Annotated in this window: 24 protein-coding genes and 2 tRNA genes; 6 read left to right on the forward strand and 20 right to left on the reverse strand. The window is 63.1% G+C overall.

Annotation, left to right across the window (positions count from 1 at the left end; translation table 11 throughout):
• Positions 1-82: 82 nt before the first annotated feature.
• Both ACGLHT_RS28370 and gltX read right to left on the reverse strand, forming a co-directional pair.
• Positions 83-158: transfer RNA gene (locus tag ACGLHT_RS28370), tRNA-Ala, on the reverse strand.
• Positions 159-447: 289 nt separating this feature from the next.
• On the reverse strand, positions 448-1,929 hold the full coding sequence (gltX, locus tag ACGLHT_RS28375) for a glutamate--tRNA ligase (protein WP_025338230.1): 1,482 nt from the start codon (positions 1,927-1,929) through the stop codon (positions 448-450).
• 143 nt (positions 1,930-2,072) lie between these two features.
• Between gltX and ACGLHT_RS28380 the strand changes: the two genes are divergently transcribed.
• Both ACGLHT_RS28380 and ACGLHT_RS28385 read left to right on the forward strand, forming a co-directional pair.
• Positions 2,073-3,128 (forward strand): HlyD family secretion protein, encoded by a 1,056-nt coding sequence (locus ACGLHT_RS28380; protein ID WP_274120110.1) that lies wholly within the window; start codon positions 2,073-2,075, stop codon positions 3,126-3,128.
• Complete coding sequence (locus ACGLHT_RS28385; protein ID WP_085618191.1) at positions 3,118-4,668, forward strand: MDR family MFS transporter; 1,551 nt, start codon at positions 3,118-3,120, stop codon at positions 4,666-4,668. The genes ACGLHT_RS28380 and ACGLHT_RS28385 overlap by 11 nt, the downstream gene beginning before the upstream one ends.
• 132 nt (positions 4,669-4,800) lie before the next feature.
• Here the strand turns inward: ACGLHT_RS28385 and uvrB are convergent, their stop codons facing one another.
• Positions 4,801-6,816 (reverse strand): excinuclease ABC subunit UvrB, encoded by a 2,016-nt coding sequence (gene uvrB, locus ACGLHT_RS28390; protein WP_039615454.1) that lies wholly within the window; start codon positions 6,814-6,816, stop codon positions 4,801-4,803.
• Between the two features lie 288 nt (positions 6,817-7,104).
• Between uvrB and ACGLHT_RS28395 the strand changes: the two genes are divergently transcribed.
• The 3 genes from ACGLHT_RS28395 to ACGLHT_RS28405 all read left to right on the forward strand — a co-directional run bounded on the left by ACGLHT_RS28395 (position 7,105) and on the right by ACGLHT_RS28405 (position 9,840).
• A complete protein-coding gene (locus tag ACGLHT_RS28395; protein WP_137163286.1) occupies positions 7,105-8,301 on the forward strand; it encodes an amino acid aminotransferase in 1,197 nt (398 codons plus the stop codon).
• 62 nt (positions 8,302-8,363) lie between these two features.
• Positions 8,364-8,439, forward strand: a tRNA-Asn gene (locus ACGLHT_RS28400).
• 114 nt (positions 8,440-8,553) lie between these two features.
• Positions 8,554-9,840, forward strand: coding sequence for a nucleoside deaminase (locus tag ACGLHT_RS28405; protein WP_289515158.1), 1,287 nt, complete (start codon positions 8,554-8,556; stop codon positions 9,838-9,840).
• Here the strand turns inward: ACGLHT_RS28405 and ACGLHT_RS28410 are convergent.
• From ACGLHT_RS28410 to ACGLHT_RS28490, 17 genes are all read right to left on the reverse strand, one after another.
• Positions 9,813-10,229, reverse strand: a complete 417-nt coding sequence (locus tag ACGLHT_RS28410; RefSeq protein ID WP_137163284.1) for a cupin domain-containing protein — start codon at positions 10,227-10,229, stop codon at positions 9,813-9,815. The genes ACGLHT_RS28405 and ACGLHT_RS28410 overlap by 28 nt on opposite strands.
• A 207-nt stretch (positions 10,230-10,436) precedes the next feature.
• Positions 10,437-10,997 (reverse strand): DUF1285 domain-containing protein, encoded by a 561-nt coding sequence (locus tag ACGLHT_RS28415; protein WP_274120108.1) that lies wholly within the window; start codon positions 10,995-10,997, stop codon positions 10,437-10,439.
• A gap of 10 nt (positions 10,998-11,007) precedes the next feature.
• The gene (locus ACGLHT_RS28420) at positions 11,008-11,613 is read right to left on the reverse strand and encodes a DUF4823 domain-containing protein (protein WP_013971585.1); all 606 of its coding nucleotides are present in this window, start codon (positions 11,611-11,613) and stop codon (positions 11,008-11,010) included.
• Positions 11,614-11,679: 66 nt separating this feature from the next.
• Entirely contained in the window at positions 11,680-12,648 is a 969-nt protein-coding gene (locus ACGLHT_RS28425) for a GTP 3',8-cyclase MoaA (RefSeq protein WP_274078906.1), read from the reverse strand.
• A 209-nt stretch (positions 12,649-12,857) separates the two neighbouring features.
• Positions 12,858-13,493, reverse strand: a complete 636-nt coding sequence (locus tag ACGLHT_RS28430; protein ID WP_274120107.1) for a TetR/AcrR family transcriptional regulator — start codon at positions 13,491-13,493, stop codon at positions 12,858-12,860.
• 704 nt (positions 13,494-14,197) lie between these two features.
• On the reverse strand, positions 14,198-14,980 hold the full coding sequence (locus ACGLHT_RS28435) for a TatD family hydrolase (protein ID WP_025338221.1): 783 nt from the start codon (positions 14,978-14,980) through the stop codon (positions 14,198-14,200).
• A gap of 30 nt (positions 14,981-15,010) precedes the next feature.
• Positions 15,011-15,997: a DNA polymerase III subunit delta' gene (locus tag ACGLHT_RS28440; protein ID WP_274079376.1), complete on the reverse strand. Its 987-nt coding sequence runs from the start codon at positions 15,995-15,997 to the stop codon at positions 15,011-15,013.
• The gene (gene tmk, locus ACGLHT_RS28445) at positions 15,990-16,622 is read right to left on the reverse strand and encodes a dTMP kinase (protein WP_025338219.1); all 633 of its coding nucleotides are present in this window, start codon (positions 16,620-16,622) and stop codon (positions 15,990-15,992) included. The genes ACGLHT_RS28440 and tmk overlap by 8 nt, the downstream gene beginning before the upstream one ends.
• A 9-nt stretch (positions 16,623-16,631) precedes the next feature.
• Positions 16,632-17,834, reverse strand: coding sequence for an endolytic transglycosylase MltG (gene mltG, locus ACGLHT_RS28450; RefSeq protein ID WP_137163279.1), 1,203 nt, complete (start codon positions 17,832-17,834; stop codon positions 16,632-16,634).
• A gap of 4 nt (positions 17,835-17,838) precedes the next feature.
• Complete coding sequence (gene pabC, locus ACGLHT_RS28455; RefSeq protein ID WP_137163278.1) at positions 17,839-18,654, reverse strand: aminodeoxychorismate lyase; 816 nt, start codon at positions 18,652-18,654, stop codon at positions 17,839-17,841.
• Entirely contained in the window at positions 18,654-19,898 is a 1,245-nt protein-coding gene (gene fabF, locus ACGLHT_RS28460; protein ID WP_025338216.1) for a beta-ketoacyl-ACP synthase II, read from the reverse strand. Before fabF ends, pabC begins: the two co-directional genes overlap by 1 nt.
• A gap of 188 nt (positions 19,899-20,086) precedes the next feature.
• Complete coding sequence (gene acpP, locus ACGLHT_RS28465) at positions 20,087-20,323, reverse strand: acyl carrier protein (protein WP_016715141.1); 237 nt, start codon at positions 20,321-20,323, stop codon at positions 20,087-20,089.
• A gap of 202 nt (positions 20,324-20,525) precedes the next feature.
• Positions 20,526-21,266, reverse strand: coding sequence for a 3-oxoacyl-ACP reductase FabG (gene fabG, locus ACGLHT_RS28470; RefSeq protein ID WP_274079379.1), 741 nt, complete (start codon positions 21,264-21,266; stop codon positions 20,526-20,528).
• A 15-nt stretch (positions 21,267-21,281) separates the two neighbouring features.
• Positions 21,282-22,220, reverse strand: a complete 939-nt coding sequence (gene fabD / locus ACGLHT_RS28475) for an ACP S-malonyltransferase (RefSeq protein WP_023661404.1) — start codon at positions 22,218-22,220, stop codon at positions 21,282-21,284.
• A 253-nt stretch (positions 22,221-22,473) separates the two neighbouring features.
• Positions 22,474-23,484 carry a phosphate acyltransferase PlsX gene (gene plsX, locus ACGLHT_RS28480; RefSeq protein WP_075044133.1) on the reverse strand — a complete coding sequence of 337 codons (1,011 nt, stop codon included), beginning with the start codon at positions 23,482-23,484 and terminating at the stop codon, positions 22,474-22,476.
• A gap of 3 nt (positions 23,485-23,487) precedes the next feature.
• Entirely contained in the window at positions 23,488-23,670 is a 183-nt protein-coding gene (gene rpmF, locus ACGLHT_RS28485; RefSeq protein ID WP_003247154.1) for a 50S ribosomal protein L32, read from the reverse strand.
• A gap of 13 nt (positions 23,671-23,683) precedes the next feature.
• Positions 23,684-24,211 (reverse strand): YceD family protein, encoded by a 528-nt coding sequence (locus ACGLHT_RS28490; RefSeq protein ID WP_012313431.1) that lies wholly within the window; start codon positions 24,209-24,211, stop codon positions 23,684-23,686.
• A gap of 96 nt (positions 24,212-24,307) precedes the next feature.
• Between ACGLHT_RS28490 and ACGLHT_RS28495 the strand changes: the two genes are divergently transcribed.
• On the forward strand, positions 24,308-24,886 hold the full coding sequence (locus ACGLHT_RS28495; protein WP_063911718.1) for a nucleoside triphosphate pyrophosphatase: 579 nt from the start codon (positions 24,308-24,310) through the stop codon (positions 24,884-24,886).
• Positions 24,887-24,980 lie beyond the last annotated feature (94 nt).

A 24,980-nucleotide genomic window follows, 5' to 3' on the forward strand; every position in this document is an offset into this window, starting at 1 on the left:
GTGAAAGGGCGGTGTCCTAGGCCACTAGACGAAGGGGACGTAACCTTCGTGCCGATCCGCTTGCGCGAACCGCGGCAAAAATTGGTGGAGCTAAGCGGGATCGAACCGCTGACCTCCTGCATGCCATGCAGGCGCTCTCCCAGCTGAGCTATAGCCCCACAATGTCGCTTTGAACCGAAGCGCTGGCTGGGTGCCTGGCGTTTCGTTTTCGTTCATCGCTGTGGACGGGGCGCATATTAAGATCGGATTGCAGGGCTGTCAAACGAATTTTTCAAAATATTCAAAAAATTTTTCACAGATAACAATCACTTACCGCCCTGCCCTTGCCAAAACTGAACAGTGAGCCCTGTGGGAGCGGGTTTACCCGCGAATGCGACGGAAAACGCACCATCGTATTCGCGGGTAAACCCGCTCCCACAGGTTTGGTTTATAGCCTCGGGACCACTGTCAGGCGATGGAGGCCAGCAGCTTTTCCCATTCCTTGTTTTCTTTCTTCGACACACCACCCAGCAGGTCCAAGGCCTGGCGCAGGCGGTAGCGGGTCAGGTCAGGGCCAAGGATTTCCATGGCGTCCAGTACCGAAACCGAGCTGGCCTGGCCGGTAATGGCGGCAAACATCAGCGGCATGGCGTCACGCAGCTTCAGCTCCAACGCCTCGACCACCGCCTGGATGCAACCGGTGATGCGCTCCTTTTCCCACTGACGCAGGCTTTCGAGCTTCCACAGGATCAACTGGATCACCTGGCGTACCTGGTCGGCCGACAGTTTCTTGCTTTCGAACAGCTTGGCGTCCAGCTTCAGCGCGCCTTCGAAGAAGAACCCGCCCAGCGGGGCAACCTGGCTGAAGGTTTCCACCCGGCCCTGCACGTGCGGGGCGATCTTCATCATGTAGTCGCTGTTGAACGCCCACTTCTGCAGGCGCGCGGCGAACTCCTCGACCGGCAGTTCGCGCAGCCACTGGCCGTTCAGCCAGGACAGCTTCTCGATGTCGAAGATCGGGCCGCCCAGCGAGATACGCGACAGGTCGAAGTGCTCGACCATCTCGGCCAGCGAGAACTTCTCGCGCTCGTCCGGCATCGACCAGCCCATGCGGCCCAGGTAGTTGAGCATCGCCTCGGGCATGAAGCCCATGCGCTCGTAGAAAGTCACCGAGGTCGGGTTCTTGCGCTTGGACAGCTTGGACTTGTCCGGGTTACGCAGCAGCGGCATGTAGCACAGCTTGGGCTGTTCCCAGCCGAAGTATTCGTACAGCTTGATCAGCTTGGGTGCCGATGGCAGCCACTCTTCGCCACGCAGCACGTGGGTGATGCCCATCAGATGGTCGTCGACCACGTTGGCCAGGAAGTACGTCGGCAGGCCGTCGTTCTTCATCAGCACCTGCATGTCCATGCGGTCCCACGGGATCTCAACATCGCCACGCAGCATGTCCGGTACCACGCACACGCCTTCGCTCGGCACTTTCATGCGGATCACGTGCGGCTCGCCAGCGTCCAGGCGGCGCTGCACTTCCTCGGCGCTCAGCAGCAGCGCGCGGCCGTCGTAGCGCGGGGTTTCGCCACGGGCTTGCTGCTCGGCGCGCATCTGCTCCAGCTCTTCGGCGGTGCAGAAGCAGTAGAAGGCATGGCCGGCGTCAACCAGCTCCTTGGCGTACCTGGCGTAGATTTCGCCACGCTCGCTCTGCCGGTAAGGGCCGTGCGGGCCGCCGACGTCCGGACCTTCGTTCCATTCGATGCCGAGCCAGCGCAGGGCATCGAAGATCTGCTGCTCCGACTCGCGCGTGGAGCGCAGCTGGTCGGTGTCTTCGATGCGCAGGATGAACTCACCGCCGTGCTGCTTGGCAAAGCAGTAGTTGAACAGGGCGATGTAGGCAGTGCCGACATGGGGGTCGCCGGTAGGCGATGGCGCGATACGCGTGCGTACGGTGGTCATGGAGAGTCTCGAACGAAAGATGAAACAAAGGCGGGATGTTAGCAGGAGGCAGGCACCGGGCTCCAGCAATGGCGCGAACGTCACTTGTCGACTGGCCATGTGCCGCTGTTAAATTTATTTACATTTCTGGAACGATAGTCCTCATGCCTGCCCAACTCAAACGCCGCCTGCTGGTCTTCTTCACCTTGGTGGCCGTCATCGCCCTCGCCTTCCTGGGCCACTGGTACTTCAAGGGCCGCTTCTACGAAAGCACCGACAACGCCTACGTACAAGGCGAGATCACGCGCATTTCCAGCCAGTTGGGCGCACGCATCGACGAGGTGCGGGTCGAGGACAACCAGCACGTCAAAAAAGGCGACCTGCTGGTGCGCCTGGAGGCCGCCGACTTCGAACTGGCCGTGCAACGCGCCCGCGCCGCCCTGGCCACCCGCGAAGCCGAGCAGGTGCAGGCGCAAAGCCGCCTGACCCAGCAAGCCAGCCTGATCGCCGCCGGCCAGGCCCAGGTGGCGGCCAACCAGGCCACCTTCGACCGCTCGCGCCTGGACCTGAGCCGCGCCGAGAAGTTGCGCAAGCCAGGTTTCGTATCGGAAGAGCGGGTCACCACCCTGTCCGCAGACAGCCATGTCGCCGGCTCGCAGGTCGACAAGGCCCGTGCCGACCTGCAAAGCCAGCGCCAGCAGGTCAATGCGCTGACCGCCGAGCTCAAGCGCCTCGACGCGCAGATCGCCAACGCCCGCGCCGACCTGGCCCAGGCCGAACTGAACCTGACCCGCTGCGAAATCCGCGCACCGATCAGCGGCAGCATCGGCCAGCGCAACGCGCGCAATGGCCAGGTGGTACAGGCCGGTGCCTACCTGCTGTCGATCGTGCCGGACGAAGACATCTGGGTGCAGGCCAACTTCAAGGAAACCCAGATCGGACGCATGCAGCCCGGCCAGCGTGCCGAACTGCTGTTCGACAGCTACCCCGACACACCGATCGAAGGCCGGGTCGACAGCCTGTTCGCCGCCTCCGGCGCGCAGTTCAGCCTGCTGCCGCCCGACAACGCCACCGGCAACTTCACCAAGGTGGTGCAGCGCATCCCGGTCAAACTGACCTTCCGCGCCGACAACCCACTGCACGGGCGCATCCGCCCTGGCATGTCGGTGACCGCCACCGTCGACCTGCGCAGCGAAGACGAAGGCCGCAATGGCCGGTGACCAGCTGCTCAGGCCCACCGCCGAGCCGACCCGGCGCGACTGGATCGCGGTAATGAGCGTGATGCTCGGCGCCTTCATGGCGGTGCTGGACATCCAGATCACCAACTCGTCGCTCAAGGACATCCAGGGCGCGCTGTCGGCGACGCTGGAGGAAGGCTCGTGGATTTCCACCTCTTACCTGGTCGCGGAGATCATCATGATCCCGCTCACCGCCTGGCTGGTGCAGCTGCTGTCGGCGCGGCGCCTGGCGGTGTGGGTATCCGGCGGCTTCCTGTTGTCGTCGCTGTTGTGCTCGATGGCCTGGAACCTCGAGAGCATGATCCTGTTCCGCGCCCTGCAGGGTTTTACCGGCGGTGCGCTGATCCCGCTGGCCTTCACCCTGACCCTGATCAAGCTGCCCGAACACCACCGCGCCAAGGGCATGGCCATGTTCGCCATGACCGCCACCTTCGCCCCCTCCATCGGCCCTACCTTGGGCGGCTGGCTGACCGAGAACTGGGGCTGGGAATACATTTTCTACATCAATATCCCACCGGGCCTGGTGATGATCGCTGGCCTGCTGTACGGGCTGGAAAAGAAGGACGCGCACTGGGAACTGCTGAAAAGCACCGATTACGCCGGCATCGTCACCCTGGGCCTGGGGCTTGGCTGCCTGCAGGTGTTCCTGGAGGAAGGTCACCGCAAGGACTGGCTGGAGTCGCAGCTGATCGTCGGCCTGGGCAGCATCGCCCTGGTCAGCCTGATCACCTTCGTGATTCTGCAGTTTTCCAAGCCACACCCGCTGATCAACCTGCGCATTCTCGGCAACCGCAACTTTGGCCTGTCGAGCATCGCCAGCCTGGGCATGGGGGTGGGCTTGTACGGGTCGATCTACCTGCTGCCGCTGTACCTGGCTCAGGTACAGGGCTACAACGCCTTGCAGATCGGCGAGGTGATCATGTGGATGGGTATCCCGCAGCTGTTCCTGATCCCGTTGGTGCCGCAACTGATGAAAGTGGTGTCGCCCAAGGTGTTATGCGCACTGGGGTTCTGCCTGTTCGGCGCCGCCAGTTTCGGCTCGGGGGTGCTCAACCCGGACTTTGCAGGGCCGCAGTTCAACCATATCCAGATCATCCGTGCCATCGGCCAGCCAATGATCATGGTGACCATCTCGCTGATCGCCACGGCGTATATACAGCCGCAGGATGCGGGTTCGGCATCGAGCCTGTTCAATATCCTGCGTAACCTGGGCGGTGCGATCGGCATTGCGCTGCTGGCCACGCTGCTGGATGCACGGACCAAGGTGTATTTCGATTACCTGAGGGAGGCGGTGGTGCCGAGCAACCCGCAGGTGGCGGAGCGGTTGGCGCAACTGGCGGAGCGGCTGGGCAATGACAATGCGGCGCTGGGCAAGTTGAGCGAGATCACTCACCAGCAGGCGTTGATCATGGCCTATAACGATGCGTTCCACTTTGTGGGGATTGGGTTGGCGGTGAGCATGCTGGCGGTGTTGTTGACGCGGAAGTTGCCAGAGGGGCTGAAGGCTGGGGAGACCCACTGAATAGGTTGTCGCCTGAGCCGGCCTCTTCGCGGGTAAACCCGCTCCCACAGGTACTGCGCAGAGCTCAAGGATTACAACGATCCTGTGGGAGCGGGTTTACCCGCGAAGAGGCCAGTGCAGGCAGTAAAAAAATCAGCTGGTAATCAACCGCTCGCGCAGTTGGGCAATCTCGTCGCGCAATTGCGCCGCGGCCTCGAACTCCAGGTCGCGGGCGAACTGCATCATCTTCTCCTCCAGCTGCTTGATGCGCTTGGTGATCTCGCCCGGCGTGCGCAGCTCGGCCTCATAACGGGCGCTCTCCTCCGCTGCCTTGGCCATGCCCTTGCGCTTCTTGCTGCGCGCGCCGGGCACGGTGGCGCCTTCCATGATATCGGTGATGTCCTTGACCACACCTTTGGGCACGATGCCATTGGCCAGGTTGAATGCGATCTGCTTCTCGCGACGACGCTCGGTCTCGTCGATGGCGCGCTGCATGGAACCGGTGATGTTGTCGGCATACAGGATGGCCCGGCCATTGAGGTTACGCGCAGCACGGCCGATGGTCTGGATCAGTGAGCGCTCGGAGCGCAGGAAACCTTCCTTGTCGGCATCGAGGATCGCCACCAGCGACACCTCGGGCATGTCCAGGCCCTCACGCAGCAGGTTGATGCCCACCAGCACGTCGAAGGTACCCAGGCGCAGGTCGCGGATGATCTCCACCCGCTCGACGGTGTCGATGTCCGAGTGCAGGTAACGCACCCGCACGTCGTGGTCGGCCAGGTAGTCGGTGAGGTCTTCGGCCATGCGCTTGGTCAGCGTGGTGGCCAGCACCCGCTCGCCCTGCGCCACGCGCTTGCGGATTTCCGACAGCAGGTCATCCACCTGGGTAAGCGCCGGGCGTACTTCCACCTGTGGGTCGACCAGGCCGGTGGGGCGCACCACCTGCTCTACCACGCGCCCGGCGTGCTCGGCCTCATAGGGACCCGGGGTGGCGGACACGAAGATGGTCTGCGGGCTGACATCTTCCCACTCGTCAAAACGCATCGGCCGGTTGTCCAGCGCCGAAGGCAGGCGGAAGCCGTATTCGACCAGGGTTTCCTTGCGCGAGCGGTCGCCCTTGTACATGGCGCCGACCTGCGGAACGCTGACGTGGGATTCGTCGATCACCAGCAGCGCATCGGGCGGCAGGTAGTCGTACAGGGTGGGCGGCGGCGCCCCGGCCGGGCGCCCGGACAGGTAGCGCGAGTAGTTCTCGATGCCGTTGCAGTAGCCCAGCTCCAGGATCATCTCCAGATCGAAGCGGGTGCGTTGCTCCAGGCGCTGGGCCTCGACCAGCTTGTTGGCCTTCTGCAGATACTCCAGGCGGTCCTTGAGCTCTTCCTTGATGCCTTCCACCGCCTCCAGCAGGGTTTCCCGCGGGGTGACGTAGTGGCTCTTGGGGTAGAAGGTGAAACGCGGCAGCTTGCGGAAGACCTCGCCAGTCAGCGGGTCGAAGGCGGCGATGTTCTCCACCTCGTCATCGAACAGTTCGATGCGGATGGCCTCGAGGTCCGATTCGGCCGGGAAGATGTCGATCACATCGCCGCGCACGCGGAAGGTGGCGCGGGCAAAGTCCATCTCGTTGCGGGTGTATTGCAGGTCGGCCAGGCGGCGCAGCAGCGCGCGCTGGTCGAGCTTGTCGCCGCGGTCCACGTGCAGGACCATTTTCAGGTAGGTCTCGGGGCTGCCCAGGCCGTAGATGCACGACACGGTAGTGACGATGATCGCGTCACGCCGCTCCAGCAGCGCCTTGGTCGCCGACAGGCGCATCTGCTCGATGTGGTCGTTGATCGAAGCGTCCTTCTCGATGAAGGTGTCGGACGACGGTACGTAGGCTTCAGGCTGGTAGTAGTCGTAGTAGGAAACGAAGTACTCCACCGCATTGTTGGGGAAAAACGCCTTGAATTCGCCATACAGCTGCGCGGCCAGGGTCTTGTTCGGCGCCAGCACCAGGGTCGGGCGCTGCACCTGCTGAATGACGTTGGCGATGCTGAAGGTCTTGCCCGAGCCGGTCACCCCGAGCAGCGTCTGGTGCGACAGCCCCGCCTCGATGCCTTCGACCATCTGGCGAATGGCCTCGGGCTGGTCGCCGGCCGGCTGGAAACGGGTGACGAGCTGGAACTCGGACATGACGGACCTCGCGGTGTTGCAGCAACTGTAAATTTAGCCAGTAGTCTATACCCAAATGCGCCCGCCGGGGGGCGCTTTCAAGGCACAGCTGTGAGCGCTTGTTACGGTGGACCCGGCAATTAGACCAATGGTCGAAAAATATTTGCGCAAATGACCGGAAAAGCGATGCCGGACTGTCGCGGTGACCGGTCGGTATCACTATACTGACTCCCCGTTTGTGCACCGCTTCAGTGCATTCGGGCTGGAGCGTGTACGTCCTATCACACTCCAATCAGAGCCAAGGTAACAATGAGCCTGTTTTCCGCTGTCGAGCTGGCACCCCGCGACCCTATTCTGGGCCTCAACGAAGCATTCAACGCCGACCCACGTACCGACAAGGTCAACCTGGGCGTGGGCGTGTACTGCAATGAGGAAGGCCGCATTCCGCTGCTGCGCGCCGTGATCGAAGCCGAGACCCAGCGTGCCGCCCAGCACGCCTCGCGCGGCTACCTGCCGATCGACGGCATCGCCACCTACGACCAGGCTGTACAAAAGCTGCTGTTCGGTGCCGAGTCGCCACTGCTGGCCGCTGGCCGCGTGGTTACCGTGCAGGCCGTCGGCGGTACCGGCGCGCTGAAGATTGGTGCCGACTTCCTCAAGCGTGTGTCGTCTGACGCCGTGGTTGCCATCAGCGACCCGAGCTGGGAAAACCACCGCGCGCTGTTCGAATCGGCCGGCTTCCCGGTGCAGAACTACCGCTACTACGACGCGCCGACCAACGACGTCAACCGCGCCGGCATGCTCGAAGACCTGAACAACCTGCCGTCCGGCTCGATCGTGGTGCTGCACGCCTGCTGCCACAACCCGACCGGCGTCGACCTGAGCCTGGACGACTGGAAAAACGTCCTGGAAGTGGTCAAGGCCAAGGGCCACGTGCCGTTCCTCGACATGGCCTACCAGGGCTTCGGTGACGGCATCGCCGAAGACGCCTTCGCCGTGCGCCTGTTCGCCGAGTCGGGCCTGGAGTTCTTCGTGTCCAGCTCGTTCTCCAAGTCGTTCTCGCTGTACGGCGAGCGCGTCGGTGCGCTGTCGATCGTCACCGCCTCCAAGGACGAGAGCACCCGCGTGCTGTCGCAGGTCAAGCGCGTGATCCGCACCACCTACTCCAACCCGCCGACCCACGGTGCAACCATCGTTGCCACCGTGCTGAACAGCGCCGAACTGCGCCAGATGTGGGAAACCGAGCTGGCCGAAATGCGCGAGCGCATCCACGGCATGCGCAAGCAGATGGTTGCGCTGCTGGCCGAATATGGCGCCAACCGCGACTTCAGCTTCGTTGGCCGCCAGGTTGGCATGTTCTCGTACTCGGGCCTGACCGTCGAACAGGTCGCCCGCCTGAAGAACGAGTTCGGCATCTATGCGCTGGACACCGGCCGCATCGCCGTGGCCGCGCTGAACCAGAGCAACATCCACGTGGTGACCAAAGCTATCGTGCAGGTGCTGTAACTCATTGTTTTGCCTAGGGGTGGCTTGACTTCCCCTAGGCAATCAGTAAGATACGCACAGATTCCGCGATAGCTCAGTCGGTAGAGCAAATGACTGTTAATCATTGGGTCCCTGGTTCGAGTCCAGGTCGCGGAGCCAAACATTGAAAACCTCCAGATGCGCAAGCACTGGAGGTTTTTTGTTGCACTTATCCCCTCATGCCAGAGCATGGCTGCTGTATCGTCCGAGATCCCTCGACGAGCACAGGCAAGCATGAAAGCCAACGACTTCACCCAGAACGCTCAGCAAGCGGTGGCAATCGCCGCCAACCAGGCCCTCCTGGCAAGCCGACAAGCAACGTTCGCCGTGGGTGGCTGCATCATCGAAAATGCCACTGGCAAGGTACTGGTCGCCCTGCACAACCGCGTGCTGGAGCCTTCTGCAAGCCAGGCGCAACCCGCATACAGGCTTCACGACCCAACGGGGCATGGTGAGCGCCGGCTGGTCGACTGGTATTTCGACAACCAGCAGCGCCTTGCCCTCCCCCCTGCGCATGAACTGACCGTCATCACCACGCTCGACCCCTGCGCCATGTGCGCAGGTGCCTTGCTGACTGCCGGCTTCAATGTTGCGGTAAGTGCGCTCGACACCTTTGCCGGCATCAATCATGACGGCCGCTTCGAATTCCCCGGCCTGCCGGCCGCACTTCGTCTGCGCGTGCAAGCCACATGGGGCTACTATGCTGTCGGCAGCCCTTTTGATCGCGACTATGTCGGGCCGGCGCAAGGGCCGATCTACGCTGGCGAACGTATCGACGCCGCAACGATGTGCCTTACCCGTTCGTTGTTCGAAGCCAGCGTGAACCACGTGCACGACGAAAGCAGCAACGCCGGCCTGCCGCCCTCTGCCCTGAAAGACCCGATCACCCTACCCAGCCGGAGCTTGGTACGCCAGGCCCTGGCGGGTTTGAGCCCATGGAGCCTGCGCATCAAAAGTGCAGACCCTCGCCTGCCCGGCATCGAACTGGCCGAGCCATTGGTCGACACCGCTCTCGCGGCAGATACGTGCAACGCCGTAGCCTTGCTGGACCCATTCGGCAATCTGCTGGCCTGCCTGGGCGGTGACGAAACGCGCTCCCCCATTCGCACTGCGTTCATGGAGACCACTCGCAGCTACGCCGCGTTACGCTGGAACCTGATGAACCATGACGACCCACAGGTCCGCGACGAAGCACACCAGCATCTCACCCACCCCCGTTACTGCACATTCGTCCTGCTCCGTTTTCCGGACCCGGCCGGCAGCGAGGCGGTCATGACCCTTGGCGCCTATGGCTCCACCCTGGAACGGCACACCGCGCCGTCTTTCCCCTCAAGCCTGCAATATGTATTGCTGCCAACTGGCTGCACTGCCAAGGATGTTGCTCGACTGGCGCAAAATCTGCCGCCGTTCTACACCAGCAACGCGCAGGTCGCGCCTTGCCAGGTACTGGACCCGAACCTGATGCAGGAAGTGACAACCCGGCTGGGGCAGGCTCAGCGCTCCGAGCCTGCTGCCGGATAGGGCAATGTGACCGCACTGCCTTCATCCACCAGGCTCCAGACCAGCAACTTGGCTGACTGCCTCTGACTGGCGTTGCGTGACACGCTGTGCACGGTACCCGGGGCTTCGTACCAGTATTCACCGGCCTTGTAGGTTTTCTCCGGCTCGTTATCGAGCTTCGATACCACTGCCCCTTCCAGCACGTAGGCCATCACTGCGCCCGGGTGCTGATGCGCGGGTGATGCCTGGCCGGGGGCGTAGCTGACGGTGAGCATCACGGCGCTCTTGCCGGGGGCGTTCGAGGGTTGTTGCTGCTGCAGGACCTTGACCTGGCCGGCAGCGTCGCCGTGCGCCCAGGCAGGGGTCTGGGCGGCGAACAGGGCGAAAAGGATGATGCTGAAGGGTTTCATGGGGGGCTTCTCCTGGATGGCAATTGCCTGCAGGTTAGGCCTGTGGGGCAGAGAGACAAATGACCAATTCGGGGAAAAACCAAGAGGCCGATTATTGCCTGTGCCGGCCTCTTCGCGGGCTTGCCCGCTCCCACACCCTTGAAGCCTGTGGAGAACCCTGTGGGAGCGGGCGAGCCCGCGAAAAGGCCGGTGCAGGCAACAGAGATCTCAGCTGCTACGCCCGATCGGATAAAACTCACCGTGGCTCCAGACCCCAAGCCACTCTTCCCCATCGATCTCACGCGGCACCGCCAGCTCTACCAACTGGTAGAACACATTCCGATTAATCAGCGCCTCAAGGTTGCTGCGCATCAGCACATACGGCGATGGCTCCTGCGTGACCGGGTCGATCACCACGCGCAGCGGGTTGGCCGGCCCGGCTTCGACCTGGTCCTCGACATTGCTGGTGAAGCGCAGCACCTGCTGCTCACCCTTACCTTCCACATCCAACGCCACGGCCACGAACGGCGCATCGTCGACGCGGATGCCCACCTTCTCTACCGGGGTAATCAGGAAGTAGTCATCGCCATCGCGGCGGATGATGGTGGAAAACAGCCGTACCATCGGCTTGCGACCGATCGGCGTACCCAGGTAGTACCAGGTGCCATCACGGGCGATGCGCATGTCGATGTCACCGCAGAAATCCGGGTTCCACAGATGCACCGGCGGCAGGCCCTTGGCCTTGGGAATCTGCGCCAGAAGATCATTGGCCTTGCCGGAATCGCTCATCACGCTTGCCTCATTCACTCACACCCAGAAGGCTACGAGCGTACTCGCGCATCGGCGCGCCAAGCAAATCCTCCGGGGTTTTATCGTGGAACGTCAACAAACCGCCACGGCTCTTGATACGCGCAGTGTCGATCAGGTAGCGGGTGCTGGTTTCGATGAGCATCATCTGCACCACGCCGGTGTCCCAGCCCAGGCGGTCGACCGCCTGTTCGTCATACCACTCGTCGCCATTGCCGATACGGTCGTCGGTCCGGGCGAAGCGGGTGTACAGCACGTAGTCGGCACCCACTGAACGCGCTTGGGCGATGGCCTCTTCCAGGCCCAGTGGCCCTTGGGCGCGGCGTACCAGCGGGAAATACTCGACGAAGCTCTTGTAGGCCTGCTCGGCTACCGCGTTCTGCCGCGGCACCGGCCCCTTGCCTGGGGGCACGAACGCGCCCTGGCCGATGAAGATGAACGAATCGGGCTGCAGGCGGATCGACAGGGTGCGCCGGGTATCGCTGTGGTCCAGCAGACCGGCATCGCTCATGTGGTAACGGACGCCCTCGCCCATATCGCTGACATTCATGCAACCGCCCAGCGCCATCAGCGCCAGCAGCAAAACCAGGCTACGCATCTTTCCTCCAGTGGCCGGCGACGAAAAACCGGCGAATAGCCGGCGGATGCAGCTTTTGCGCCAGCTTCAGCCACCGATCACCTTCATCACCATCACATCGCCGGAAAACGCCAGGTCCTGCTTGTCTGCCAAGGCCTTGACCAGCAAGCGCTGCAGGGCCGGCAGCGCCTGATGCCGCGGTTTTTCCAGCAGGTCACCGACGAAATGGCGATTGCCCGACGACAGGCAGCCGTGTAGCCAGCCCGTGGAGGACAGGCGCAGCCGCGAACAGGTGCGACAGAACGGTACGCTTTCGTTGGCGATCACGCCGAAGTGGCCTTTGCCGGGTACCTGATAACGCAAGGCGGTGGCATCCAGCGGCGCGTCGACCTGAACGTAGGCATGCTTGCCAGCGATCAGTGCGAGCAGTTGGTCGAGGCCGACGAACTGCTGCAGGAAGGCGTTGTGGTCACGGGCCAGGTGGCCCATGCGCATGAGCTCGATGAAGCGCAGTTCGAAGCCGCGCTCAAGGCAGTAATCCAGCAACGGCAGCACCTGATCGAGGTTGTGCCCGCGCATCGGCACCATGTTCACCTTGATCTGCATGCCCATGGCGCTGGCCTGCTGCATACCCGCCAGCACGCTGGCCAGATCGCCGCCCCGGGCGATACGGCGGAAGGCATGTGGGTCGAGGGTGTCGAGGGAAACGTTCAATCGGCGGATACCTGCCGCCTGCAACTGGGGCAACTTGCGCGTCAGCAGCTGGCCATTGGTAGTCAGCGAGATATCGTCAAGGTCGAGCTTGGCCACGGCGGCCAGGAAGGCATCCAGACGTGGACTGACCAATGGCTCACCGCCGGTGATGCGCAAGCGTTCGATGCCGGCGGCGTCGATCAGGTAGGCCACGCCACGGGCCAGGGCATCCGCCGGCAGTTCGTCCTGTGCTGCTACCAGGCGCTTGCCGTCTGGTACGCAGTAGGTGCAGGCATAATTACAGGCAGCCGTCAGGCTGACGCGCAGGTTGCGAAAACGCCTGCCTTGACGATCGACGATCATGAATGACTCCGGCATGGATGATGGGGGCTGGCAAAACCTGACTCATAGATCAGGTTTTTGCAAGCCCTGCACATCGCCGAAATAGGTAGGAGCAGCCTTGTGCTGCGAAAGGGCCGGTACAGCCATGCAGATGTGTGCTGGCTGTACCGGCCCTTTCGCAGCACAAGGCTGCTCCTACAGGTACTGCGTATTGCCTGAACGCGGATGCTTCAGTTCGAGGGTTCCGGGTCGCGCTTGCGCTTGTTGCCCATGCGCACGCCAATGTCCATCAGGAACTGGAAGAAGCCTTCCTGATCCTCCAGCACATTGCTCCAGAACGGCGAGTGGTACAGCGCCACGGCGCCGTGCACCAGCGCCCAGGCGGCGCAATAATGGAAATACGGCGGCACGTCTTCGAGCTTGCCTTCGCTGATACGGCCCTTGATCAGCTGGGTCAGGCGGTCGAAGTTGGAGGCACGGATGCTGTGCAGCTGTTCGACCATTTCCGGTACCTGGTTGCCCTTGACCACCTTTTCTTCCAGGCGGTCGAACAGCCGGTAACGCTGCGGATCGCGCATGCGGAACTCGAAGTAGGCTCGCGACAGGGCTTCCTTGTCGCGATCGACGTCGGCCGAATGCAACAGCGCGATCAGGTCGCGCTCGTAGTCGAGCATCAGGCGCAGGTAGATCTCCGCCTTGGACTTGAAGTGCTTGTAGATCGTGCCTTTGCCGATGCCCACGGCGTCAGCGATCATCTCGACGGTGACGCTGTCTTCACCCTGTTCGAGAAACAGTTTGAGCGCGGTGTCGAGGATTTCCTGTTCGCGACGGCGAAACTCACGGACCTTACGAGGTTCTTTCTGCATAGGAAGGACTGGATGACAATCGAAGCGGTTTATTATGCCTAACTTGCGGGAAATTGCACGGATCATCCTAGCATGTCTGTGTTTCATGATGCTTACGGCCATGCGCTGCGGGAGGAATGAAACGTTGGCGTATTCCAAATCTGTTTAAAAAACGATCAATATGCACTGGCACTGCGCCAAAGCTGACCAATACTTGAAGTGTTGGCGCGGCGCATCCCCCCCAAGTGGCGCGCCGATAAAGGTGCTCAGGGACCGCGTACCTTTGTTTTACTCCTAATGGTCTTAACCCGGATTCCCCCCCCAGAACCCGGGTTTTTTTTGGGTGTTTCGAGGGGTAATGAAGCCGGGGTTCAAGTTTGGGGTTGGTGGGGATTGCATGAGGACCACCAGGCGCCCGCCACGATAGTTGCAGCGCCTGTCAGATCGAGCGCCGCCCGCGCGGCGCTTCGCAGCACAAGGCTGCTCCTACATCTGTTTCGGGCCAGTTATTCCTGAGGCGAAGGCGCGCGCCCATTGGTGTCCACCTCGATTTCGTGCCGGGCAAACAAGGCGGTCGCGTGCACTGGCACAGGCGTTACTGGCCCGAAACAGATGTAGGAGCAGCCTTGTGCTGCGAAGCGCCGCGCGGGCGGCGCTCGATCTCACAGGCGCTGAAGATGTTGTGACAGGCACCTGGTAGCCCTCGCACACCCACCCTCTTCGAATCAGCTCACCCGCGCCAACGGGAACAAGCGCTTGAAGTTGGCAGTGGTCTGTTCTGCCAACTGCTCATAACTGGCCCCGCGCAACGAAGCCACGTACTCCGCCACCTCACGCACGTACTGCGGCAAATTCGGCTTGCCCCGATGCGGGATCGGCGCCAGGTACGGCGAATCCGTTTCCACCAGCAAACGATCGACCGGCACCTGCCGCGCCACTTCACGCAGGGCATCGGCATTGCGGAAGGTAACGATGCCAGACAACGAAATGTAATACCCCAGGTCCAGCGCCGCCTTGGCCATGTCCCAGTCTTCGGTGAAGCAGTGCAGCACCCCGGCCTGCGGCAGGTTGGCCTCGCGCAGCAGCGCCAGGGTATCGGCACGCGCCGCACGGGTATGCACGATCACCGGTTTGCCGGTCTGCCGCGAGGCCTCCAGGTGCAGGCGGAACGAGGCTTGCTGCAACTCGGCTGCTTCCGGCTCGTAGTGGTAATCCAGCCCGGTTTCACCAATCGCCACCACATGTGGGTGAGCCAGTTCGCGCAGCAGCCATTCCAGCGCCGGCGTTTCGCCCGGCGCCAGGTCCAGCGGGTGCACGCCCACCGAGCAATCGACATCGGCGTAGCGCTCGCTCAGCGCCTTCACCGCACCAGCATTCTCGGCACTGACGCCAATACACAGGAAATGCCCGACCCCGCGCTCACGCGCCGCCTGCAAGGCAGCATCGAGGGAGCCCTGGTGGGCGCTCAGGTCTAGACGGTCGAGATGGCAATGGGAATCTACGAGCATGGGATAACGACACACATGAAAAAATGAAAATCAGCGGGCGCCCGGCAACTGCAGCCAGTGGGCCAGCAGCGATTCAAGCAGCAGGGCGCGGTTGAGGTTGGCCTTGCCCAGCACCTTCTGGCGCTGCTCCAGGATCCATGCCTGCACCTCCAGCACCTTGGCCTGGCGGCTCTTCTGCGCCAGGTACTGCACCACCTTGCGCATATCGGCCAAGCCTAGCCCCTCCTCGTCCTGGGTCAATTGGTAGCGCAGGATCAGGTGCGCCCAATCGCAGAACCAGTCGAACAGCAGCAACAGCGGCACACCGCTCCAGGCATCGGCCAGCTGGCTGGGCGATTGCTGCTGCTTGAGCAGCTTCTTCACCCCGTCGGTGACCAGCGCGCGCTGCTCGCGCACGCCTTGCGCCTGCAGGCTGACCGCCATCAGCGGCGAACCGGCAGCCAGGGTCAGCAACTCGTCGCGCTCGGCCTCGTCACTGTCAGGCAGCGCGCCGGCCAGCCAGGCCTGGCTCTGGGCCAAGCTGGGCTGCGGGCAGGCGACCTGCTGGCACCGGCTCTTGATGGTCGGCAACAGGCGGCTGGGCTGGTGGGTGACAAGCAGCAACACGGTGTCGCCGGAGGGTTCTTCGAGGCTTTTGAGCAGGGCGTTGGAGGCGTTGACGTTCATCGCTTCCACCGGCTCGATCAGTACCACCTTGCGCCCACCCAACTGCGCGGTCTGCACCACGAAGGCCACCAACTCGCGCACCTGGTCGACCTTGATCGGCTTGTCGGCTTCTTCGGGCTCGAGGACGAAGTTGTCCGGGTGGCTACCGGCCTTGAGCAGCAGGCAGGACTTGCACGCGCCACAGGCCTCCAGGTCCTGGGGCTGCTGGCACAGCAGGCGGGCCATCAGGCGCTCGGCCAAGGCCCGCTTGCCGATGCCCTGCGGCCCATGCAGCAGGTAGGCGTGAGCGTGCTGGCTGCGGCCAGCCAATTGTTGCCAGAGCGCCTGCTGCCAGGGATAGGCCTCAGCCACGGCAACGCTCCACGATGCCTGGTAGCAACGCATCGATGGAGCGCTGCACGGCCTCCAGAGGCTGGGCGGCATCGAGCAGACTATAGCGCTGTGGTTCGCGATTGGCGCGCTGCAGGTAGGCCTGGCGCACCGCCTCGAAGAACGCCTGGCCTTCCTGCTCGAAACGGTCCAGGCGGCCACGGGCGGCGGCGCGGGCCAGGCCCACTTCGACCGGCAGGTCGAAGACCAGGGTCAGGTCCGGGCGCAGATCGCCCTGGACGAACTGCTCCAGGGTGGCGATCCGCTCGACCGACAAACCGCGCCCGCCGCCCTGGTAGGCGTAAGTGGCATCGGTAAACCTGTCACACAAGACAACCGCCCCGCGGGCCAGCGCCGGCCGGATCACCTGCGCCAGGTGCTGGGCACGCGCAGCGAACACCAGCAACAGTTCGGTGTCGGCCGCCATGCTTTCATCGCTGGGCGCCAGCAGCAGCTCGCGCACCTTTTCGGCCAGCGGCGTGCCGCCGGGCTCACGGGTCAGCACCACGTCCAGGCCCTGCTCGCACAGGCGCGCAGCCAGGTAGTCGCGGTTGGTGCTCTTGCCCGCGCCTTCGGGGCCTTCCAAAGTAATAAACAAGCCGCTCACAGGCAGTCCTTAATGTTGTTCGTCAGGCATCGGCCGTTCGGCCGCTTGCGCGCCGCCGGCAGGGGCGTCCTGCACAGGCGGCTGGTCGGGCGCTGGCTGCGCGGTAGACTCGTCGGCAGGCGCCTCGGGCTGTTCGGCCTCGTCGGTACTTGGTTGTGGTTGGGGTTGTGGCTGCGATTGCGGCGCGGGGCTGGAGCGGTAGTCCGCACGGCGCTTGAGCTGGAACTCGCGCACCGCCGAGTTGTGGTCGTCGAGGTCGTCGGAAAACACGTGGCTGCCATCGCCACGGGCGACGAAGTACAGGCTGGTGCCATCGGACGGGTTGAGCGCCGCGTGAATCGCTTCGCGACCGACCATGGCGATCGGGGTCGGCGGCAGGCCGGTGATGGTGTAGGTGTTGTAGGGCGTCGGCTCGCGCAGGTCGGCGCGGGTGATCTTGCCGTTGTAGCGCTCACCCATGCCGTAGATCACCGTAGGGTCGGTCTGCAGCATCATGCCCAGGCGCAGGCGCCGCACGAAAACGCCAGCGATCTGCCCGCGCTCCTGGGGAATGCCGGTCTCCTTCTCTACCAGCGAGGCCATGATCAGCGCCTGGTACGGGTCACGGTATGGCAGGTCGGTGGTGCGCTCGGCCCACTCCTTGGCCAGCACTTCGTCCAGGCGCATATAGGCCTGCTGCAGCAACTCGACGTCGCTCATGCCACGCACGAAGCGGTAGGTGTCCGGGAAGAAGCGCCCCTCGGGGAACACACCGGTATGGCCGAGCTTGTCCATCACTTCCGAATCGGACAGCCCATCCAGCGTGTGCTTGATCTTTTCATGCTTGGCCACGGCCGAGCGCACCTGGCGGAAGGTCCAGCCTTCGACCAGGGTCAGGTTGTACTGCACCACGTCGGCCCGACGCCAGGCATCGAACAACTGCTCCACGGTCATGCCGGGGGTCAGGCGGTACTCGCCGGTGTGCAGGGGGGTGCCGGCCATGTTGAAGCGCCAGTACAGGCGCAACCAGACGGCGTCGTCGAGCAACCCTTCGTTCTGCATGCGATAGAACATGCGATTGGGGGTGGTGCCATTTGGCACGTCGAGCAGGCGCTCCTGCGTCACGTGCAGGGGCTGCTCCAGGACCGAGTTGACCTTCCAGGCCGACCAGCCCACGGCAAGGCCGGCGAGGATCAAGCCCATTTCCAGCAGCAGCAGGAATTTACGTCTCACGAATTCAGGTTTCCAGTAACGTACGGGCAACGGCCTGCAGTTTACGGGTGAGCGGGCCCGGCGACCAGTTTAGCGCGGCAACGCCACGCACGGGCCAGACACCGTAGACGCTGTTGCAGACAAATACTTCATCTGCCTGCTCCAGCGCGTCGAACGGCAGGTCGCAGACCTGCACCGGGATGCCCAGCAGCGCTGCCTGTTCCAGCAACGCGGCCCGCATCACGCCAGCGACGCCACAGCGGCTGAGGTCGGCCGTGAACAGCACGCCATCGCGCACCAGGAACAGATTGCTGTACACCCCTTCGATCACCCTGCCCTGCCCATCACGCATCAGGCCTTCGGCATGTTCGCTGTCCTGCCATTCGGCACGGGCCAGCACCTGTTCCAGGCGGTTGAGGTGTTTGAGGCCGGCCAGCAGCGCTTGTTCCCCAAGCCGGGTCTGGCACGGGAACAGGCGCACGCCATGCTCGGCATGTTCGACAGGATAGCTGGGCAACGGGCTGCCCTGCAGAATACGGCGCGGCGCGGCACCGGCAACCGGTGCGTAACCGCGCTGGCTGTCACCACGAGTAAGGATGAGTTTGGCTACGCCATCGCCGAGCTGGCTGGCATAGCGCAGGAGTTCGTCGCGCACCAGCGCCAGGTCGGCACTGATTGCCAGGCGCTGGCAGCCCAGCGCCAGGCGTGCGAGGTGGCCGTCCAGCAGGCTGGGCCGGCCGCCGCGCACGGCGATGGTCTCGAACAGCCCATCGCCGTAGGCCAGGCCGCGGTTCTGCAGGTTGACTGCAGCCGCCGGCTGGCCATCGATCCAGCTTTGCATCAATCGGCGAACCGGCGGAATACCAGCGAACCGTTGGTGCCGCCAAAGCCGAACGAGTTGGACAGCACCACATCGATCGGCATGCTGCGCGCCTGGTGCGGTACGAAGTCGAGGTCGCAGCCTTCGTCCGGCTCATCCAGATTGATGGTGGGCGGAGCCATCTGGCTGTTGATCGCCAACACGCTGAAGATCGCTTCCACGGCACCGGCGGCGCCCAGCAGGTGGCCGGTCATCGACTTGGTCGAGCTGACCGCCAGCTTGTAGGCATGCTCACCGAACACGCGCTTGATCGCCGCCACTTCGGCCACATCGCCAGCAGGGGTCGATGTGCCATGGGCGTTGATGTAGCTGACCTCTTCCGGCTGGATGCCGGCATCACGCAGGGCGTTGGCCATGCAACGGGCAGCGCCTTCGCCGGTGTCGGGTGGCGAAGTCATGTGGTAGGCGTCACCGCTCATGCCGAAGCCGACCAGCTCGGCATAGATGGTCGCGCCGCGAGCCTTGGCGTGCTCCAGCTCTTCGAGCACCAGGGCACCGGCACCGTCGGACAGCACGAAGCCGTCACGGCCCTTGTCCCACGGGCGGCTGGCCCGGGTCGGCTCGTCGTTGCGAGTGGACAGTGCACGGGAGGCACCGAAGCCGCCCATGCCCAGGCCGCAGGCGGCCATTTCGGCACCGCCGGCGATCATCACGTCGGCTTCACCGTAGGCGATGTTGCGCGCGGCCATGCCGATGCAGTGGGTACCAGTGGTGCACGCGGTGGCGATGGCGTAGTTCGGCCCTTGCAGCCCCAGGTGGATCGACAGGAAGCCGGAGATCATGTTGATGATCGAGCCAGGCACGAAGAACGGCGAAATGCGACGCGGCCCCGAATCGTGCAGGGTGCGGCTGGTTTCTTCGATGTTGGTCAGGCCGCCGATACCCGAGCCCATGGCCACGCCAATACGCTGGCGGTTGGCGTCGGTGACTTCCAGGCCGGCATTACGCACTGCCTGGAACCCGGCCGCCAGGCCGTACTGGATGAACAGGTCGAGCTTGCGGGCCTCTTTGGCCGACAGGTATTGCTCGACCTCGAAGCCTTTCACCGAGCCGCCAAAACGGGTGGAGTAGGCAGACAGGTCCGTGTGTTCGATCGGACCGATGCCACTGCGGCCAGCCAGAATGCCCTGCCAGGTGCTCGGTACATCAGTACCCAGTGGCGACAGCATACCCATACCGGTGACCACGACGCGTCTACGCGACACAGTACTCTCCTTTTCTAATGACAGAGTTTCTTGCCATTGCATTCAAGCAATGGAATGAAATGGCAACAAGCTCTTGATACCCGGTGAACGAGCCCGATCTGCAAAACGCAGGGTGCTCGCAAAGAAAAAACCGCACGCCGGCAAAGGCAGTGCGGTTTTTCCCGACAAGAAGCGTCGACTACAGCGTCTTAGGCCTGGTGGGCTTTGACGTAGTCTACAGCAGCTTGAACGGTAGTGATCTTCTCGGCTTCTTCGTCAGGGATTTCGGTCTCGAATTCCTCTTCCAGAGCCATCACCAGCTCAACGGTGTCAAGCGAATCGGCACCCAGGTCATCGACGAAGGACTTCTCGAGAGTCACTTCCTCTTCCTTGACGCCCAGTTGCTCGGCGACGATTTTCTTGACGCGTTCTTCGATGTTGCTCATACCTAGGTTTACTCCTAATGGATATATGTCAGGCAGCTGGCCGGTGGCTAATTTTATAGAAAGACGTTCGCTTTTCAAGCTAAACGCACCTTCACACCAGTCACCACACCCGCTGTCTGGAATCTGGTTGCAGCTTTATAACGGATTTTAGGCTCGCAGTATGACTCTTTTTTTACGAAATCCGTCACATTGAGTTGCAGTGTTACATGTACATCCCGCCGTTGACCGGCACGGTGGCGCCGGTTACGTAGGCTGCGCCGTCGGATGCCAGGAACGAAACCACCTTGGCGATTTCGTCCGCCTGGCCCAGGCGGCCCAGCGGAATCTGGGTCTGCAGGGCTTCGCGCTGCGCTTCTGGCAGCTCGCGGGTCATGTCGGTGTCGATGAAGCCCGGGGTCACCGAGTTGACGGTGATGCCACGCGAGCCCACTTCACGCGCCAGGGCGCGGCTGAAGCCTTCCAGGCCAGCCTTGGCGGCCGCGTAGTTGGCCTGGCCGGCGTTGCCCATGGCACCGACGACCGAGCCGATGCTGATGATACGGCCCCAACGTGCCTTGGTCATGCCACGCAGCACGCCCTTGGACAGACGGTAGAGGCTGTTCAGGTTGGTATCGATCACGTCGAACCACTCGTCGTCCTTCATGCGCAGCATGAGGTTGTCACGGGTGATACCGGCGTTGTTGACCAGGATGGCCGGTGCGCCGAACTGCTCGCCGATGGAGGCCAGCACAGCTTCAACCGATTCGGCGCTGGTCACGTTCAGTTCCATGCCGGTACCGGTGATGCCGTGTTCTTTCAGGGTGGCAGCAATGCGCTCGGCGCCGGAGGCCGAAGTGGCGGTGCCGATCACGGTCGCGCCCTGGCGGCCCAGCTCGAGGGCGATGGCCTGGCCAATGCCACGGCTGGCGCCGGTGACCAGTGCAACTTTACCTTGCAGGCTCATGCAAGCTTCTCCAAATCAGGCCAGTGCCGCGCGGGTGGCGGCGACGGCGTCAGGGGTATTGAGGTTGTAGGTGGTCACGCCATCGGCGCAACGCTTGTTCAGGCCAGCCAGGACCTTGCCCGGGCCGCACTCGACCAGGTTGACCGCACCGTTAGCGGCCAGGGTCTGCACGCATTCGACCCAGCGCACTGGCTGGTACAGCTGCGCCAGCAGGTCGTGCTTGAGGGCATCGAGGTCAGCGGCAACGGCAGCGGTGACGTTCTGCACCACGGGAATTTGCGGGGCGTGCCACTCGATGGCGTTGACCGACTCGGCAAAGCGCTCGGCAGCCGGCTTCATCAGCGCGCAGTGCGACGGCACGCTGACCGCCAGCGGCAGGGCGCGCTTGGCACCCTTGGCCTTGCACAGCTCGATGGCGCGATCGACGGCGGCCTTGTTGCCGGCGATGACCACCTGGCCTGGCGAGTTGAAGTTGACCGCGCTGACCACCTGGTCTTCGGCCGCTTCGGCGCAGATTTCCACGACCACGGCGTCATCCAGGCCGAGAATGGCGGCCATGGCGCCATGACCGGCCGGCACGGCTTCCTGCATCAGCTGACCCCGGCGCTCGACCAGGCGCACGGCATCTTTCAGGCTCAGGCTGCCGGCGGCAACCAGGGCGCTGTATTCACCCAGGCTGTGACCGGAGACGAAGGCCGGCCTGGCACCGCCCTCTTCCAGCCACAGGCGCCACAGCGCGATGGACGCGGTGAGGATGGCCGGCTGGGTCTTGTCGGTCTGGTTGAGTTGTTCTTCCGGGCCTTCCTGGACCAGCTTCCACAGGTCGTAACCGAGTGCCTCGGACGCTTCCTTGAAGGTTTCGATGATCACTGGCTTCTCGGCGCCGAGCTCGGCGAGCATGCCCAGCGACTGGGAACCTTGACCGGGAAAGACGAATGCGAGAGATGCAGACATTGAACAAGCCCTTATGATCTTGTCGTCGGATAGGGTGCGCCGGGCTTTGGGCCAGGCGCGGAATCTGAAAGCTTGGATGGATACGCAGACCAAGCGGTCACATTTAAGCACTTCATCGGCGATATGCCTAAAGTCTTTATTCCTTCAGCACCGGCCCCTTCGCGGGTAAACCCGCTCCCACAGGGTTACCACAGACCTGAAGGTTGTGGAGCACCTGTGGGAGCGGGTTTACCCGCGAAGGGGCCGGCACAGGCTACAACAGCAGGTCCTCGAGCCGCCCATGCAAGCGCTGCGGCAGGTTTTCCTGGATCTCGATCAACGCCCGCTGGATGGCACTCTGGAAGCCCTGCACCCCCGCCGAGCCATGGCTCTTGATGACGATGCCCTGCAACCCCAGGAAACTCGCGCCATTGTGCCGCGCCGGTGCCAGGTCGGCCTGCAGGCGCTTGAGCAGCGGCATGGCCACGGCCCCGGCTGCCCGCGACAACACGCCACCCTTGAACAACTGCTCGATGCGCGCGCCGATCATCGTCGCCAGCCCCTCGCTCGACTTGAGCAGGATGTTGCCGACGAACCCGTCGCACACCACCACATCGGCTTCGCCGCGATACAACCCGTCACCTTCGACGAAGCCTATGTAGTTGAGCCCGCGGGCGTTCTGCAACAGGCTGGCCGCCAGCTTGACCTGCTGGTTGCCCTTGATGTCCTCGGTACCGATGTTCAGCAGTGCCACGCGCGGCCGCTGCACACCAAGGGCCTGGGCGGCCACCGAGCCCATCACGGCGAACTGATAGAGGTTCTCGGCGCTGCAGTCGACGTTGGCGCCAAGGTCGAGCAACTGGCAGTACCCGGTCTGGGTCGGGATCGCCGCCACCATGGCCGGCCGGTCGATACCCGGCAGTGTCTTGAGCACGAAACGCGAGAGCGCCATCAACGCCCCGGTATTGCCGGCGCTGACGCAGGCCTGGGCCTTGCCGTCGCGCACCAGTTCGAGGGCGATGCGCATCGACGAATCCGGCTTGCCGCGCAGCGCCTGGGATGGCCGCTCGTCCATGCCGACCACCTCGCTGGCGGCCACGATTTGCAGGCGCGCGCGATCCGCAGCCGCAAGGCCGCTGACAAGATCTTCAAGGAGGGAGGGTTGACCGACGAGGGTCAGGTGCAGCGAGGGGGTAGCCGAAAGGCAGGCAATGCTAGCCTGGACAATGCTGCGGGGACCGAAGTCCCCGCCCATTGCGTCGATCGCGATGATCTGAGCGGACAAGGATTACTCGTCAGCGCCCTTGTCGACCACTTTGCGACCACGGTATACGCCTTCTGGCGAAACGTGGTGACGCAGGTGTACTTCACCGGTGGTTTTCTCTACCGACAGCGCGTTTTCCGACAGGGCGTCGTGCGAACGGCGCATGTCACGGGCAGAGCGGGATTTTTTGTTCTGCTGAACAGCCATAATTGATTAACTCCTAAACGTTTGGGTCACGCTTTAACTGCGCCAAAACACTGAACGGGTTGGACCGCGATACCTCGTCCTTGCTCGATTCGGGCTCGTCTGCGCCCGCCGGCTGCTGGCATTCTTCCGGATGATGAGCAGGCACGATTGGCAAGGCGAGCAGAAGCTCCTCCTCGATCAATGCCTGCAGATCCAAAGGATCTTCGCCCAGTTCCAGCACGTCATAGCCTTTCGGCAACGACTGGGTATTCGCACCCTCCTTCACCACGGCGTATGTACATTCGCTGTGGATCGGCAGGGTGACCAGCTCAAGACAACGCTGGCAAACCATCTTGACCTCGACGTCCAGCTCGCTGTGGATAACCACCACGTGCTGTTCATCTCGTTCAAAATCGAACTTCGCCTGCACCGTACCGACATTGTCGGAAAGCGGGTCGCAGAGTCTTTCCAAATCAGCGAGTTGCAGCGAACCGTTAAGGGTTACGCCACGATCGGCTAATTTGCGCGGGTCAACGTGAGGTGGAATCGGGTCATTCAACATAGGCGCAGCATTCTAGGGATGCCCCCCGCCCCTGTCAAAGGAAATTCGGCGGCATCGTGCGTGATAGAATTTGTTCAACTGATTCAGGAGTCTACCATGCTTCCTCTGTTACTGGCTTCCAGCTCTGCCTACCGCCGCGAACTGCTTGCGCGCCTGCGCCTGCCCTTCACCTGGGCAAGCCCCGATATAGACGAGCGGCGTCTGGATGACGAACCGGCGGTGGAGCTGGTGCGCCGGCTGGCCAGGCAAAAAGCCGAGGCCCTGGCGGGCAGCCACCCCGGGCACCTGATCATCGGTTCGGACCAGGTTGCGGTGCTGGGCGAGCAGGTACTGGGCAAGCCGCACACCTTCGAGCGGGCCTGCGAGCAGCTGCTGGAGTGCAGCGGGCAGCAGGTGAGCTTCCTGACCGGGCTGGCATTGCTGAACAGCGCCACCGGGCACTGCCAGGTGGACTGCGTGCCGTTTACCGTGACCCTGCGCGAACTGGACCGGGAGCGAGTGGAACGCTATGTAGCGGCGGAACAGCCGCTGGACTGCGCCGGCAGCTTCAAGGCCGAGGGACTGGGAGTGAGTCTGTTCCAGAGCACGCACGGGTGCGATGCGACCAGCCTGATCGGGCTGCCACTGATTAGATTGGTGGATATGCTGACCAAAGAAGGGGTGGTGATTCCGTAACCCGCCTTGAGATTTTTAGCGCCTGCGAGATCGAGCGCCGCCCGCGCGGCGCTTCGCAGCACAAGGCTGCTCCTACATCTGTTTCGGGCCAGTA

This window comes from Pseudomonas sp. PsB (genome assembly GCF_043658375.1).
GTDB classification, from domain to species: domain Bacteria; phylum Pseudomonadota; class Gammaproteobacteria; order Pseudomonadales; family Pseudomonadaceae; genus Aquipseudomonas; species Aquipseudomonas putida_Z.